Below are 15,212 nucleotides of genomic sequence, written 5' to 3' on the forward strand. Positions count from 1 at the left end.
GAAATTAATCAGAAAGGATGAGTTATGGACTTAAGCTGGGTGACAACATTTATTGCAGCGGCAGAGACTGGGAGCTTCCGCAGAGCGGCAGATCTGCTTTATATCTCGCAGCCTACTGTCACAGTTCATATAAGGCAGCTGGAAAAAGAGACTGGGGCATCTCTTTTTGAACGGGGAGGCAGAAAGGTGGAACTGACCGAAGAAGGCAGAAGATATCTGGAACACTGCCGGAAGCTGCTTGCTGTCCACCAGGAAAGCCTTGAAGATTTGCAGTCCTTTTCACAGGGGTTCACTTCATCGCTGAAAATTGCCATTTCCCCGCTGATTGCTGATACCATCCTTCCATATGTACTGAAAAGCTATATAAAACAGCATCCTCAGGTCGAGATTTCAGTCATGATCGCTGATTCTTCCGATATAGAAGGAGCTGTCAGCAAGGGGGAAGTGGATATCGGCCTGTCATGTCTTCCGGCTGCTGGTCCGCAAATGATATCAGAGCTTCTATACAATGACCGGGTGATGCTGGTCGCCGGACATGACGGGAAAGATTCGGAAAGTGCCCCGCCCCTGGATGAGGAAGAGATTCTCTTGTCTGCCTATCTTTTGACACATAACCACCCAGGCTATTGGGATGAGCTTTGCAGGGCGGTAAAGATCCGTTATCCACGTGTGAAAATGATGAGGGTGTCGCAGACGCATATTACCAAGCGCTTTATAGCCGAAGGCCTTGGCGTATCTTTCCTGCCTGAGTCGACTGTCAGGCGGGAGCTTCTGGAAGGACGGCTTCTGGAGGTAGAATGCAGGAATATACAGCTGCCGGAAGCAGCTACTTATGCAATCATGCGTTACAGCCACTCAAAGCAGCGGGAATTTCTAAGCTTTCTATCCAATTACAGAATCTAAAAGAGAGCAAAATGCTGCATATTGTTTTGAAGCCTGCCTGAAAAGGAATGGATAAGCAGGGAGATGATAACAGTGGCATTTGACTATACACTGGACTTTGAACAAATTGATTTCCGGAAAAATCCGGAGAAATACAGGGTTGGGAGAGGGGAGCAGGGAGTGCTGCTGGTCGAGCCGTATAAAAGTGAAATTCTTCCCCACTGGCGGTTCCGGACGCCGGAGATTGCAAAGGAGTCATCGGAAAAGATTTATCAGCTGTATTTGGAGTATAAGAAAAAAGGAGATTTTCCCGGCATGGACATGAGCCGTAAATTCATTCAGATGGGTTATACACGTGCCAGGAGGTATGCGAATTATAAAGGCGGACGCAAGTATGATGAAGATGGGGAGGTGAAGGAAAGAAACATTGATCAGGAAAAAGCGGAGTCGGCCCGCATTTTTAAGGAAAAATGGAACCTGATCAGAGAGGATCAGGAATACCTGGAACTAAAAAAGAAGCATCAGAAGAAATATGGATAAAATAGAAAGCCGTGCCTGGATGTCCGGGCACGGCTTTTTGTTTCTATCTATTCAGTGTTAAAAGCATCTCAGCTTTAAATGGTAGTCAGGCCTCAGAAGGCCCGCCTTTTTCCACGATCTCAGCCGGTACGTCTGTGAATTTCTTGAAATTGGCCCGGAATTGAGCGGCAAGCTCTTTTGCTTTTTCGGCATATGCTTCCGGGTCTGCCCATGTTTTCACTGGCTGAAGGACATCATCAGGAACACCAGGCACGTGAAGCGGAATTTCAAGGCCAAAGATTTCATCCTTTGCCGTTTCGGCATGATTCAGTTCGCCGATCAACGCAGATTGAACCATCGCGCGTGTGTAGGCAAGCTTCATGCGGCTGCCTGTTCCATACTCCCCGCCTGTCCATCCTGTATTGACAAGGAAGACATTGGCATTATGCTCACTGATTTTCTCTCCGAGCATTTGGGCATACCTCATTGCTGGCAAAGGCAGGAACGGTGACCCGAAGCATGTTGAGAACGTTGCCTGCGGGGAAGTAATGCCGCGCTCGGTTCCGGCAAGCTTTGACGTATAGCCGCTTAAGAAATGGTACATAGCCTGCTCCTTTGAAAGCTTGGAGATTGGAGGGAGCACCCCAAAGGCATCCGCCGTCAGGAATATGATCGTGTTCGGATGGCCGGCTACGCTCGGATCGACGATATTGTCGACAGCCTGGAGCGGATATGCCGCACGTGTATTTTCAGTCAATGTATTATCGTCATAATCCGGAAGGCGTGACTCCTGGTTGACGATGACATTTTCCAGAACAGAGCCGAAGCGGATGGCGTCAAAAATCTGCGGTTCCTTCTCGCGTGTCAGGCCGATGCATTTTGCATAGCACCCTCCCTCGACATTGAAGACCCCTGTTGATGACCAGCCGTGCTCGTCATCTCCAATCAGGCGGCGGTTTGGATCAGCAGAGAGTGTTGTTTTTCCTGTTCCGGACAGACCGAAGAAAAGGGCCACATCTCCTTCTGTGCCTACATTCGCGGAACAGTGCATAGACAGGATGCCGTTTTCCGGAAGGACATAATTCATGATAGAGAATATCGACTTCTTGATTTCCCCGGCATATTCTGTACCGCCAATCAATATAGTCCTGCGCTCGAAGGAGACAATGATGAAAGTTTCGGACTGTGTCCCGTCAATAGCCGGATCTGCTTTAAAATCAGGGGCTGAAATGACTGTGAAGGCAGCTTCATGGTCGAGAAGCTCCTCCTCAGAAGGGCGTATGAAGAGCTGATGTGCAAAAAGATTGTGCCATGCATATTCATTGATTACTTGAATAGGGAGCCTGTGCTTTGTGTCCGCTCCTGCAAAACCTTTAAACACATAAACTTCTTCTTTATCTTTTAAATGATCGATTACTTTAGAATAAAGGCTTGAGAATATCTCTTCGGAAATAGGCTGGTTCACTGGGCCCCAGTCGATCTTATCCTTCACAGATGCTTCTTCAACAATATATTTATCCTTTGGCGACCGGCCGGTATACTTTCCGGTTGTGGCGCAGACTGCACCCGTTGCCGTCAGGATGCCTTCCTGTTTATTCAGTACTTTTTCCACAAGCTGGGGTACAGACAATTGCATTTGAATATTCTGGCCTTGCAATAGGGTGCTGAGTTCGTTTGGGATGCTTACAGAATTCATCTGATGAATACCTTCCTTTGCCAATTTGTTTTTGAAAGTGATTACATCTCAAAAATAGTATAACACATTTAAATTATTAATCTATACTATTTAACTTTTTTCCTTGTGTTAACAAGAAATTGTAACATTTCACCTATTTTCAAAGAAAACTGCATGATTTCCCATTCTTAAGGGTAAAAAATAATAAAGTCAAGGTATATTATGTGAAAAGATATTGACAAAATGGTGAACGGAGAGGGATAATAAGGAAAAAAGGGGAGCGATAAGCATGAACAGCAATCAAAAGATCATTATCTTCACCAAAAATATCGGCGGAGCCATCCTGGCAGCAGGAATTCTCACTTTTCTGGCTGGATTTTTTGCAAACGGTTCCAGCTTACTGACTCCTGTCGGAATCGGGATGGTCATCGGAGCAGTTTTCATTTTCCTCATGGGCATCTTCTTCAAAGCAACAGAAGAAATGCTCGAAAAAACAGAAGGCTGCAGACTGACAGTACAACATAAAAAATAGGAGCGTCGGATGACGCTCTTTTTATTTTGCAGGAAAAAGGGGACTGAAAAAGCTTTTCTGTCCCCTTTTTGATTTCTAGGTGCCACTTAAGATCTGATGTTCTGATTTCCTTATCTCTTAGGTATAGTAATGGTAATAAATCGCCGGAACCCAAAAGCACAAAAAAGTTAAGTAAGCCTGTTGATTGGAGTGGAAGGCACGAAGACTCCTGCGGGATTGCAGCGAAAATGTTGAGACCCCACAGCGCGCAGCGCGAGGAGGCTCAACTTCGCCCCGCGGAAAGCGAAGTGCCTGGAACGCAAATCAACAGCCTTCATTTATAAGGCAAAAAAAATAGGAGCGCCACAAAAGGCTCTCCTATTTTTTTGCCCTAACCAAGGCGCTTCCGCTTTTAGTTTTACATATAACCCCAAATCATAGTGAGCAATGTACCAAACACAGTCACCAGGGCAATAAAGATCGAATAATAAATATTGGTAAAAATCGTTCCTTTATCCTCCGATTCGCCTGCGTGCATGAATACGACCAGCTGCAGTGCAGCCTGGATGAATGCCGTAATGACAAGAATCGTCAGCCCGACTGTATAGGACATGTCAAAGAAGTAAACCATGAGGGCCACTGCTGTCAGGATTAGTGAGAATACAAAGCCCATCACTTGTTTGCGAGGAAATAATTCGCTCATGTTTACATCAGTCCTTTCAGGTAAATGAAGCTGAAGATGAAGATCCACACAACATCAAGGAAATGCCAATACAGTGAAAAGATGAATGACTTATTGGCAGTGTGAGGATTCAATCCGCGTTTTTTCACCTGCAGCATGATTGACAGTCCCCAGAAAATCCCGAATGTGACGTGGAGTCCGTGGGTCCCCAGCGTTGTAAGCAGGATCGCTGTAAAGGCGCTTGTCTGAAGTCCTGCACCTTCGTGCACATAAGTGGTGAATTCAAAAATTTCTACTCCTAAGAATCCTGCCCCAAGAGCAATAGTGATCCCGAAGAATGCAAGCATTGCTTTTTTATTGCCGAGCCTCATGGCGTGTATGGCCAGCCCGATCGTAAAGCTGCTCGTTAATAGAACAAATGTCTCAATCAATACTGGTGAGATCTCAAAGATTTCACCGGCAGACGGACCGTTTCCGGTCCTGTCCACCAAGGTAAAATATCCGGCAAAGAGTGTTGCGAAAAGCATGATTTCCGCACCAAGGAAAATCCAGAATCCTAATATCTTCGTTTTATTTTCTTCAGTACTGAATTCAAGCGGCAGCGAGTGATCTATTTTCATTAGTTAGCACCCCGCATATTAGTTTCATTTTCAGTTTTTTCGATTTCCTTAACCGGTATATGGTAGCCATAATCTTTTTGGAACGACCATACTGCCATGCAGGCAAAGATGCCGATCGTTGCAATGATGACTGGAATCCACATAGCAAAGATGAAGGAGAAGCCCCATACAAAGAAGATGCAGCTTAAGATAAATGGCAAACCGCTGTTGTTCGGCATATGAATTTCTTCATATTTGCCAGGGAACAGGTTATGCCCATGCTTTTTCGCATCCCAGAGACCTTCAGAAGTCTTCACCTCAGGCAGCACGGCAAAGTTATATACCGGCACCGGTGTGTTTGTCGCCCACTCAAGAGAACGTGCATCCCATGGATCTGAACCGATATCTCTTGAAGCGTAGCGCGTGCTGTAGTACACATTGTAAACAATCAAGGCGAATCCGACAGCAAGGCCTGCAGCTCCTATAAAGGAAAGCATATTCCAGATGCCGTATCCTGTAGCTTCAGAATAAGTGTAAGCACGGCGTGCCTGTCCGTCCAAGCCCGAGAAGAACATCGGCATGAAAGCAAGGAGCGTACTCATGGAAATGATCCATGCAGTCAGCTTCCCGATCTTTTCGTTCAGGATATAGCCGAACATTTTTGGCCAGTAGAAATGGAATCCGGCTAGCATCGCGAATACAACACCCGGGATGATAACCATGTGGAAGTGGGCAACCAGGAACATTGTATTATGATACTGGTAGTCTGCCGCTGACATTCCAAGCATAACGCCTGTTACCCCGCCGATTGTGAAAATCGGGATGAAAAGAAGGGAATACAGCATTGGCGTCGTAATCGTGATTTTCCCTTTCCAGAGCGTAAGGAGCCAGTTGAAGATCTTAACTCCGGTCGGCACAGCAATCGCCATGGTTGTAATAGAGAAAATACTGTTTGTCAAAGCTCCCTGGCCCATTGTAAAGAAGTGGTGGGTCCAGACAAGGAAGGACAAGAGTGAAATGATCACCATGGATCCTACCATTGATTTATAGCCATAAAGATTCCTGCGTGCAAACGTTGAGATGATCTCGCTGTATATACCGAAAGCAGGAAGTATCAGAATGTATACCTCAGGGTGTCCCCATACCCAGAAGAAGTTTGCCCACAGCATATCCATACCGCCATTGCTGGTTGTAAAGAAGTTAGTGGCAAATAATCTGTCAAGAGAACCCATTGCAAGAGCAACAGTCAGTACTGGGAAAGCAAATACGATAATGATGCTGGCAACAAGTGATGACCATGTGAACATTGGCATTTTCATCAATGTCATGCCAGGCGCACGCATCCTGAGGATGGTCGTCACCATATTGATACCTGTCATCAATGTACCCAAACCTGCGATCTGCAGTGAGAACATATAATAGTTCGTTCCGACTGATTCACTGAACTCGGTGCCTGCAAGCGGGAAGTATGAAGTCCAGCCGGCATCAGGCGAACCGCCGATAACGAATGAGATGTTCAGCAGCATGGCACCCATGAAGAAGAGCCAGAAGCTGAGTGCATTAAGCTTAGGGAAAGCAACGTCCCGTGCTCCGATCTGGAGCGGCACGACAAAGTTCATGAATGCCATGATGAATGGCATTGCCATGAACAGGATCATTACTGTTCCGTGTGTTGTAAAGATTTCATTATAGTGCTGTGCGTCAAGAAGTGTATTGTCCGGCACAGCCAGCTGGGCGCGCATCATGATGGCATCTGCGCCGCCTCGGAAAAGCATGAGCAGGGCGGAAATCAGATACATGATCCCAATCCGTTTATGGTCGACTGTTGTCAGCCATTCTCTCCACAGATAGCCCCATTTTTTGAAATAGGTCAAGCCTGCAATGATGGCAATAACCGTTAAACCTATAGCAACCATTGACGCATAGATAACAGGGCTTGGATGCGGAATGGCAAAACGTTCAAAGAATTCCATAGGATTTAAAACTCCTTTCTAGGGTAGCGGGTCTGTTCATATTAATGGCCTTCATGTTCTGAGTGGCCATTGCCGCCAGATCCGTCCTCTTCCATATCCATATTCTCATGATGTTCATGATCTGAGTCAGCGTCGTCACTGTCAGAGCTGGAACCATGGTTATGGCCGCCATGCTCGCCTTCAGGAGCAGGCATGAAATCAAGATGTGTCCCGGTATAAGTGGACTGTCCAAGATGCCCTGGTTCAAGCAGTTCATCGAATTTTTCTTCTGTAAGAGGCTCAGCCGTCTCTTTGACGTCATCAACCCATTGGTCAAATTCTTCCTGCGGCATGGCTGTTACATTGAAAGTATTTTCAGCAAAGCCTTTTCCGTTGAAGTTGGCATTGCGCCCCATATAGTCGCCAGGTTCATCAGCGGCCAGATGCAGCGTATTGACCATGTCAGCCATGGCATACTTTTGTCCGCCAAGCTGCGGGATCCAGAAGCTTGTAATCGGTCCGTATGAATACAGCTTAAACTCAAGCGGGCGGTCAGTCGGGACATATAGATAGTTGACTGTTTCGATATCTTCTTCCGGGTAGCTGAAATGCCATTTCCAGTTAGAAGATGATGCATAGACGACTAAAGGCTCTTTGTCGCCGTATCCTGTCGGTGCTGATTCCACTTTATAGTTACTTTGTGTGGATACGACCGAAAGGAAGATAACGATCAGGACAGGAATTCCGACACAGACTGCTTCGACGAGAAGGTTTCCTTTAATATGCGGCGGTTCATAATCCTTGCTTTGCTTCGAAGAGCGGTATTTATAGAGCATGTAAGCAAGCATGGCAAAAACCACAAGAACGATGACAGACATGATTGCCGTTGACAGGATGATGTCTTTTGCCTGGATGGCGGCCTGAGGCCCCTTGGGATCCAGAACCATCAGCGGCTCACAGCCTGATAGAATAGTAATGATTGTAAATATTCCTAAAAGCAAAGAATATTTCTTTTTCATGGATAAGCCCCTTTCTCAATGGCTGAAAGTTTAATAACATAATAATAGTGTATATGTTACATAGTTCACAATCTGTTATCATCATAAGCAATTTTAAAGGGTAATTCAATAGAATGTGAAAGGTGTCACAAATTGTTCAAGAAGATAGAAATTCTTTCCGAACTTTGCGGCATATTATTTGCACAACATAAATTAGGGGGGCTTGCCAAAGGCGGGGAAACCTCTGCAGCTAAGCAGATGGGGCACTTTATTTAATGAAACATATATTATATAGATATAAGTTTACACTGCTTCTAAAATGATTGAAAGGTATGGTAAAATTTAATAAAATGCACGATATTACAGGCGGGAGATGGTAATGTGAAAACGATGGCCCTTTACGACAATACTTGCCAGCTTTGCCAAATGACAAAGAAATCTTTCCAAAAGCTTGACCTGTTTCACAGGGTAGACTGGGTTTCACTCCAGAAATATGAACAGGAGTATGGTGAGCCACAGTTCAGCAGCAGGGAGCTGAGGAAAGAGCTTCATATTATTACTCCTGAAAAAAAGGTCCTGAAGGGTTTTTATGCGGTAAGGAAGCTGCTGCTGCTGTTTCCCCTTACCTTCGTTCCCGGGCTCTTTATGCACCTTCCTTTTGCTTCAGCAGCAGGGGTTCCGGTATACCGGCTGATTGCACGGAACAGACATAAATTGCTCAGGAAGAAATGCAGGGATGGCAGCTGTTCCCTGTGATTAATTCCCATATCAGATATAAAGCTGATCCAGGGTGAATTTCTTCTCTTTATAGCGGAGAAAATGATTGACGCCACTACATCATTACGTTATGATTTTACCTTGAACGGATACTCTCTTATCCCGAGCTGGTGGAGGGACAGGCCCGATGAAACCCAGCAACCTGCTAATGAAGCTTTTTGAAAACGGATATATGCTGAAAAGAGCATAACGGTTCAAATTACCAGCCAGCAATGGTCTGTTTTTAGCAAAGGTGCTAACCTGATGCAAGGAAGATTCCTTGAACGATAAGAGTGAAAGGCGCGAATCATTTTGCTTTCAACCTTTTCACTTTGGGAAGGTTTTTTATTTTGCATTTTGAGGGAAGTCTTTTAATTGCATATTATGGTAGTTTTTGCATAAAGCTGATTTACAATGGCTATGCATTTAACAGGATAAAATCATACAATCTTATTGAGCCTGGCTTATATATAATGCCTTTGACCGGTTATCTGCATCAGCGGGCACCTGCCTGTTCAGCACTTGCCTGAGACGGGAGGTCCCGGGGAATGGAACCAGCCGGTTATGCAGATTGTGAAGCAATGCATACGCGAGAGCGGGATAAAAACTCCATGTTTATTCAATACTACTTAGGGAATGAGTACCGTATCAATCCGAGGGGAAGAATAAGGTGTAGCGCCGGATAAGAACCTCACTCTATTCTTATAAATAAGGAGGAAATCAGATGTCAAATAAACGCCGTTTGTTTACTTCTGAATCAGTTACTGAAGGTCATCCGGATAAGATCTGTGACCAGATTTCTGATGCTATTTTAGACGCTATCTTAGCAAAAGACGCAAATGCCCGCGTTGCTGCTGAAACATCTGTTACAACAGGGTTAGTCCTTGTTGCAGGTGAAATTACAACATCTACATATGTTGATATTCCAAAGCTTGTCCGCGAAACAATCAAGGAAATCGGCTATACCCGTGCTAAATACGGTTTTGATTCCGAAACATGTGCCGTATTGACTTCCATTGATGAGCAGTCAGCTGACATTGCAATGGGTGTCGACCAGGCGCTTGAAGCGCGTGAAGGCCAAATGTCAGATGAAGAAATCGAAGCGATCGGCGCAGGGGACCAGGGCCTTATGTTCGGCTTTGCCTGCAATGAAACGAAAGAGCTTATGCCTCTTCCGATTTCCCTGGCACACAAATTATCACGCCGCCTGACAGAAGTGCGCAAAGAAGAGATTCTTCCGTATCTGCGTCCGGATGGCAAGACACAGGTGACTGTTGAGTATGATGAGAACGACAAGCCGGTACGAATCGATACTATTGTCATCTCCACACAGCATCATCCTGAAATCAGCCTGGAGCAAATCCAGCGCAACCTGAAAGAACATGTCATCAATCCGGTCGTTCCAAAAGAACTGATCGATGAAAATACAAAATACTTCATCAACCCTACTGGCCGTTTTGTTATTGGCGGACCTCAAGGGGATGCAGGTTTGACTGGCCGCAAAATCATTGTTGATACCTACGGCGGATATGCGCGCCACGGCGGAGGCGCATTCTCCGGCAAGGATCCTACAAAGGTTGACCGTTCAGCAGCTTATGCAGCCCGCTATGTAGCGAAGAATATCGTCGCTGCAGGCCTTGCTGATAAGGTTGAAGTGCAGCTTGCCTATGCCATCGGTGTAGCGCAGCCGGTTTCCATTTCAGTGGATACATTCGGAACAGGAACTGTAAGCGAAGATACGCTTGTCGATCTTGTCCGCGATAACTTTGATCTTCGCCCTGCAGGCATCATCAATATGCTGAACCTGCGCCGCCCTATCTACAAGCAGACTGCAGCTTACGGGCATTTTGGCCGTACAGATGTTGATCTTCCATGGGAGCGCACTGACAAAGCAGATGCCCTGCGCCAGCAGGCTGTAAAGTAATCCTCATATGTACAGAAAAAGCGGGAGTGCTGAAATATGCAACTCCCGCTTTTATATTTCGTCTAAGAGGATAGGAGTGTTTAACGGCCTGATGATCTGTGAATAATTCATGTAAATGCCTAATTTTTCCCCTGCCCGTTTTTCATGTTGATAGTGCCATTTTTTCAGGTTTAGTGGTAGTATTAGAGAGTATGTTTTTTGGGGAAACAATGTGTGATATTGCAGATTATGGCTGGCCGGGCAGGCACTGCACCGGCATGAATGCCTTCCGCTGTTTTTTTCAGACGGAATGGGATTTTTGACTAAATTGAAGAAGGTGAACTACATAATGTGCGGTTTTATCGGCTGTGTCCATGAAAATGCGCAAGTTCTGAACGAAGCGCAAAAGCAGCAGTTTGAAAATATGAACAATATTATTACCCACAGGGGGCCTGATGATGCAGGCTATTATAATGATGAGCATATTCAGTTCGGCTTCCGCCGCCTGAGCATCATTGACATCGAATGCGGCCATCAGCCGCTGACCTATGAAAATGAAAGATACTGGATCATTTTCAACGGCGAAGTCTACAACTATGTGGAGCTTCGGGAAGAACTCTTAAAAGAAGGCCTTACATTTGAGACGAATTCAGATACAGAAGTAATTATTGCGCTTTACAGCCACCTGAAGGAAAAAGCGGTCGAAAAGCTCCGCGGGATGTTCTCATTTGTCATCTGGGATAAACAGGAGCAGTCCTTGTACGGGGCAAGGGACCATTTCGGGATCAAGCCTTTCTTCTACCTCGAGAATGACGGGAAAACATTCTTTGCTTCTGAAAAGAAAAGTATCCTGATGGCGCTGGAAAACGACGTCCTTAACTATGAGTCCCTCCAGCATTATTTGACCTACCAGTTTGTCCCGGAGCCGGAAACAATGTCCGCGGGCATCCATAAGCTTGAACCAGGCCATTATTTCACAAAAAAAATCGGTTCTCCGATGGACATCAAACGCTATTGGAAAGCATCTTTCCAGCCTGTCCAAAAGTCTGAGCCGGAATTTGTGAAAGAAATCAAAGACGTCCTGTTCGATTCAGTTAAAATGCATATGCGAAGCGATGTACCGGTCGGTTCTTTCCTGTCCGGAGGCATTGATTCTTCCATCATTGCATCCATTGCAAAACAGTACCATCCGAATATCAAGACTTTTTCTGTCGGTTTTGAGCGGAACGGGTTCAGCGAAATTGATGTAGCCAAAGAAACAGCGGATAAGCTTGGTGTTGAAAACATCAGCTATGTGATCACACCGCAGGAGTATATGGATGAATTGCCCAGGATCATGTGGCATATGGACGATCCGCTCGCAGATCCGGCATGTGTGCCTTTATACTTCGTTGCCCGTGAAGCAAGGAAGCATGTAACGGTCGTCCTTTCAGGCGAAGGTGCGGATGAGCTGTTCGGCGGATATAATATTTACCGCGAGCCACAGTCGCTTGAAATGTTCAATAAAATACCGCAGGTTGGGAAAGCCTTCCTGAGGCTGATTGCCAAGATGATGCCGGAGGGCATGAAAGGCAAAAGCTTCATTGAACGCGGCGTGACGCCGATGGAAGAAAGATATATCGGAAATGCCAAAATGTTCACTGAAGAAGAAAAGCGCAGCCTCCTTGGCGTCTACCAGAACGGAATCGATTATAAAGATATCACGAGGCCTTTATATGCTGAGAGCCGCGGCTATGATCCGGTGGACCGCATGCAGTATATCGACATCCACACCTGGATGCGCGGCGATATTTTACTGAAGGCTGATAAAATGACCATGGCCCATTCCCTTGAGCTTCGCGTGCCATTCCTTGATAAAGAGGTATTCAATGTGGCATCAAGGATCCCTACAAGCCTGAAGACGGCCAATGGAACGACTAAATATATCCTGAGAAAAGCAGCGGAAGGCGTTGTGCCTGATCATGTGCTTACCCGGAAGAAGCTTGGCTTCCCTGTCCCGATCCGCCACTGGCTGAAGGACGAGATGAACGGGTGGGCAAAAAAAATAATCCGCGAAAGCAGCACGGATCATTTGCTCAACAAAGATTATGTTCTGAAGCTTCTTGAAGACCACTGCCAGGATAAAGCAGACAACAGCCGGAAAATCTGGACTGTGCTCATGTTCATGCTCTGGCATGATGTGTATGTCGAAAAGAAATATTCATTTGAAAAGGAACTGATCAGCGAACCATCCTTTCAGCCAATGAAAGGCTAGCGGGATAGATAGGTGATTGCCTGTCTTCCCATCTGCACCCAGGCTTCTTCAAAGCCATCAATGGGTGCTTTTTTATTTTTCTCTCCAGTGAGTGGATCGTTGAAATATACATATTCGGAATCATATCCGGTGATCAGGACTGAATGTTCTTTATAAGTGATCTCAACCGGCCCGCTTGGCGTCTCCCATGTCTGGAAAAAGTCGGGAGACAGTTTCTGATAGGCCGTATTTGTAATCACCCAGACAGGCTGTCCATCTGATAGATGTGTTTTCAGCTCTGTAAAGTCAGAACCGGTCAAATCGATTATATCGCCAGGAAGGTACTTTTCGGCCAGATCCTTGACCGGCTTGTGGTACACGCCGAGACCGGGCGCATCAAGGGAGTACATGTCCCCGATGAAGCCGTCGTTCGGATGGCCGTAATATACTTTGCCATTCTCCTTTTTGTAGGGAGTCGGTTCTTTTTCTATTTCCTTTGCAAGCGCCATTTTATCTGCCTGAACCCCGGCATGCAGCAGCAGCATGCCGAGACTTGTGACCTCGCAGCCCCGCGGAAGCTCCGGGAGCTGATGCAGGGCAGGGGCATCAAGCAGCACCTCATCCTTGATTTTGATGATAGGCCGGTCAAGCGTCTTGTCCAAAAAGGAACTTGCTGAGGTCAAAGGGGACCTGATCCATGACTTAATCCGGTCCGCAATGCCCCCTGGTGAACCTGGCTGATTATGGTCAATGGCCATGGCCCCTGCAAGGAGAACAGCAATGAAGATAAATAGAATAAGAGGGCTGAAGAGCCGTTTCCCTTTCTTCGCTTTAAAAAGAAGAGAAAGAAAAAAGATCAGCAGCAATAGAATAACAATAAAGAGATAATTCATTTGCACCACCCTGTATTATCTTGTTCCAGCCCATTCAGCCGCTTTTTGCTGATAAGCATAAGTTTTTTCCAATAGGGTAACTATAAAGTAACTAGCCTGTCCGTTCTGCAGCCGACTTCTAGTCTTTGAGCGACTTATAATACTGGCCCTTTTCGGCATACTCGCGGCTGATCCGCTCCATATCCTTAATATCCTCTTCTGTCAGTTCCCTGATTACCTTGGCTGGCCTTCCGAATGCCAGCGTATTGGGCGGGATCCTTTTGCCCTGTGCTACAAGGCTGCCGGCCCCGATAAAGGCGCCTTCCCCGATTTCGGCGTTGTCGAGGATGATGGAGCCCATGCCGATCAGCGCTTTTTTGCGGATGATGCAGCTGTGCAGGATGACCTGGTGTCCGATGGTCGCTTCATCTTCAATGATCAGCGGGTTGCCGGGGCTTTGGTGAAGGACGGAATTGTCCTGGACGTTTACTTTTCTTCCGATGATTGTCGGGGCTACATCTCCGCGGATGACAGTATTGAACCAGATGCTGGATTCGTCCCCGATTTCAACATCCCCGGTGATGGTTGCATAATCAGCGATGTACGCTGTCGGCGAAATACGGGGCATCTTCCCTTTATATGGGTATATCATTTTATACACTCCCTAGTTGTAATAGTTAGATTTTATCATTTTTTGTCAGAGCAGGCCGCCATTTTTTGCAGAAGATTGTTTTTTTTCGATGAAGCTGCCGTTTGGCAAACAGCTTCTGTTTATAGGATAATGCTAGTAGAAAATTTGAGTACCGACAGGAGGAACACTATGTGGAAATGGGAAGCTGAAGGAGAGGCTAAGGCGGTAATCGTAATGGTCCATGGTGCCATGGAGCATCATCGCCGGTACGGCTGGCTTATCGAAATGTGGCGCTTATCCGGTTTTCATGTAATAATGGGCGATCTTCCAGGCCAGGGCATGACAACCAGATCAAGAAGAGGCCATATCGACTCCTTTGATGAATACATATATGAAATTAAGGACTGGATCCAGGCTGCCTATCAGTTTGAACTGCCTGTATTCCTGCTTGGGCACAGCATGGGAGGCCTTGCATCGATCAGGCTGCTTCAAACAGACCGGATGAATCTGGCCGGTGTCATCTTGTCCTCTCCTTGCCTTGGACTGGTTCAAAAGCCATCCGGTGTGCTGAATCTCCTATCTTACGGGCTTAATAAAGTGGCGCCCAGCCTCAGGATGAATTCCGGGCTGACGATTGATATGGCTACAAGAAATAAGGATGTGCAGGAAGCGGACTTAAATGACAGCCTTTATGTGACAAAGGTATCTGTCAGATGGTACAGAGAGCTTGTGCATGCCATGAAGCTCGCTTTTGAAAATCAGGAAAAAACACAGGATATTCCCATGCTTGTCATGCAGGGAGGGGACGACAAGATTGTCAATAAAGCGACGGTAAAAACCTGGTTCAATCAGGCTCCCCTGACGGAAAAAAGATTCAAGGAATGGCCAAAATGCTATCATGAAATCTTCAATGAACCGGAACGGGAAGAAGTTTTCGAATATGCCAAGGACTTTGTCGACAGCCAGCTGAAAACGCTCGGCTACCTTGTTTAAGAGGTG

General features: G+C 46.2%; 14 protein-coding genes and 1 riboswitch. Of the genes, 7 read left to right on the forward strand and 7 right to left on the reverse strand.

Annotation, left to right across the window (positions count from 1 at the left end; all coding sequences use genetic code 11):
• Window positions 1-24: 24 nt before the first annotated feature.
• Together LCM00_RS04270 and LCM00_RS04275 are read left to right on the forward strand one after the other, a co-directional pair.
• Window positions 25-903 carry a LysR family transcriptional regulator gene (locus LCM00_RS04270; RefSeq protein WP_224898237.1) on the forward strand — a complete coding sequence of 293 codons (879 nt, stop codon included), beginning with the start codon at window positions 25-27 and terminating at the stop codon, window positions 901-903.
• A gap of 72 nt (window positions 904-975) precedes the next feature.
• On the forward strand, window positions 976-1,422 hold the full coding sequence (locus LCM00_RS04275; RefSeq protein ID WP_224898239.1) for a DUF4385 domain-containing protein: 447 nt from the start codon (window positions 976-978) through the stop codon (window positions 1,420-1,422).
• 85 nt (window positions 1,423-1,507) lie between these two features.
• Here LCM00_RS04275 and pckA read toward each other — a convergent pair whose 3' ends face one another.
• Entirely contained in the window at window positions 1,508-3,097 is a 1,590-nt protein-coding gene (gene pckA, locus LCM00_RS04280; RefSeq protein ID WP_224898241.1) for a phosphoenolpyruvate carboxykinase (ATP), read from the reverse strand.
• A gap of 268 nt (window positions 3,098-3,365) precedes the next feature.
• Between pckA and LCM00_RS04285 the strand changes: the two genes are divergently transcribed.
• Window positions 3,366-3,608 carry a hypothetical protein gene (locus tag LCM00_RS04285; RefSeq protein WP_224898243.1) on the forward strand — a complete coding sequence of 81 codons (243 nt, stop codon included), beginning with the start codon at window positions 3,366-3,368 and terminating at the stop codon, window positions 3,606-3,608.
• A 397-nt stretch (window positions 3,609-4,005) separates the two neighbouring features.
• Here the strand turns inward: LCM00_RS04285 and qoxD are convergent, their stop codons facing one another.
• Genes qoxD through qoxA form a run of 4 tightly spaced genes read right to left on the reverse strand, consistent with a single transcriptional unit; the run spans window position 4,006 to window position 7,839 of the window.
• Entirely contained in the window at window positions 4,006-4,290 is a 285-nt protein-coding gene (qoxD, locus tag LCM00_RS04290) for a cytochrome aa3 quinol oxidase subunit IV (RefSeq protein WP_224898245.1), read from the reverse strand.
• A 2-nt stretch (window positions 4,291-4,292) separates the two neighbouring features.
• The gene (qoxC, locus tag LCM00_RS04295; protein WP_224898247.1) at window positions 4,293-4,889 is read right to left on the reverse strand and encodes a cytochrome aa3 quinol oxidase subunit III; all 597 of its coding nucleotides are present in this window, start codon (window positions 4,887-4,889) and stop codon (window positions 4,293-4,295) included.
• On the reverse strand, window positions 4,889-6,841 hold the full coding sequence (qoxB, locus tag LCM00_RS04300; protein WP_224898249.1) for a cytochrome aa3 quinol oxidase subunit I: 1,953 nt from the start codon (window positions 6,839-6,841) through the stop codon (window positions 4,889-4,891). The genes qoxC and qoxB overlap by 1 nt, the downstream gene beginning before the upstream one ends.
• Window positions 6,842-6,882: 41 nt before the next feature.
• Window positions 6,883-7,839 carry a cytochrome aa3 quinol oxidase subunit II gene (gene qoxA, locus LCM00_RS04305; RefSeq protein WP_224898251.1) on the reverse strand — a complete coding sequence of 319 codons (957 nt, stop codon included), beginning with the start codon at window positions 7,837-7,839 and terminating at the stop codon, window positions 6,883-6,885.
• A 369-nt stretch (window positions 7,840-8,208) separates the two neighbouring features.
• Here qoxA and LCM00_RS04310 point away from each other — a divergent pair, with 369 nt between their 5' ends.
• From LCM00_RS04310 to asnB, 3 genes are all read left to right on the forward strand, one after another.
• Window positions 8,209-8,574, forward strand: a complete 366-nt coding sequence (locus LCM00_RS04310; RefSeq protein WP_224899290.1) for a thiol-disulfide oxidoreductase DCC family protein — start codon at window positions 8,209-8,211, stop codon at window positions 8,572-8,574.
• Between the two features lie 115 nt (window positions 8,575-8,689).
• Window positions 8,690-8,868, forward strand: a riboswitch (SAM riboswitch).
• 430 nt (window positions 8,869-9,298) lie between these two features.
• Window positions 9,299-10,498, forward strand: coding sequence for a methionine adenosyltransferase (gene metK / locus LCM00_RS04315; protein WP_224898253.1), 1,200 nt, complete (start codon window positions 9,299-9,301; stop codon window positions 10,496-10,498).
• A gap of 328 nt (window positions 10,499-10,826) precedes the next feature.
• Window positions 10,827-12,731, forward strand: coding sequence for an asparagine synthase (glutamine-hydrolyzing) (gene asnB / locus LCM00_RS04320; RefSeq protein WP_224899293.1), 1,905 nt, complete (start codon window positions 10,827-10,829; stop codon window positions 12,729-12,731).
• On the opposite strand, the gene LCM00_RS04325 is transcribed toward asnB, so the two are convergent.
• Entirely contained in the window at window positions 12,728-13,603 is an 876-nt protein-coding gene (locus LCM00_RS04325) for a C39 family peptidase (RefSeq protein ID WP_224898255.1), read from the reverse strand. The two genes, asnB and LCM00_RS04325, sit on opposite strands and share 4 nt — an antisense overlap.
• Before the next feature lie 118 nt (window positions 13,604-13,721).
• Window positions 13,722-14,234 (reverse strand): gamma carbonic anhydrase, encoded by a 513-nt coding sequence (locus tag LCM00_RS04330; protein WP_224898257.1) that lies wholly within the window; start codon window positions 14,232-14,234, stop codon window positions 13,722-13,724.
• 168 nt (window positions 14,235-14,402) lie between these two features.
• Here LCM00_RS04330 and LCM00_RS04335 point away from each other — a divergent pair, with 168 nt between their 5' ends.
• Complete coding sequence (locus tag LCM00_RS04335; protein ID WP_224898259.1) at window positions 14,403-15,206, forward strand: alpha/beta hydrolase; 804 nt, start codon at window positions 14,403-14,405, stop codon at window positions 15,204-15,206.
• The last annotated feature ends 6 nt before the right edge of the window (window positions 15,207-15,212 follow it).

Source organism: Bacillus infantis, assembly GCF_020171945.1.
GTDB lineage: Bacteria > Bacillota > Bacilli > Bacillales > Cytobacillaceae > Bacillus_AB > Bacillus_AB infantis_A.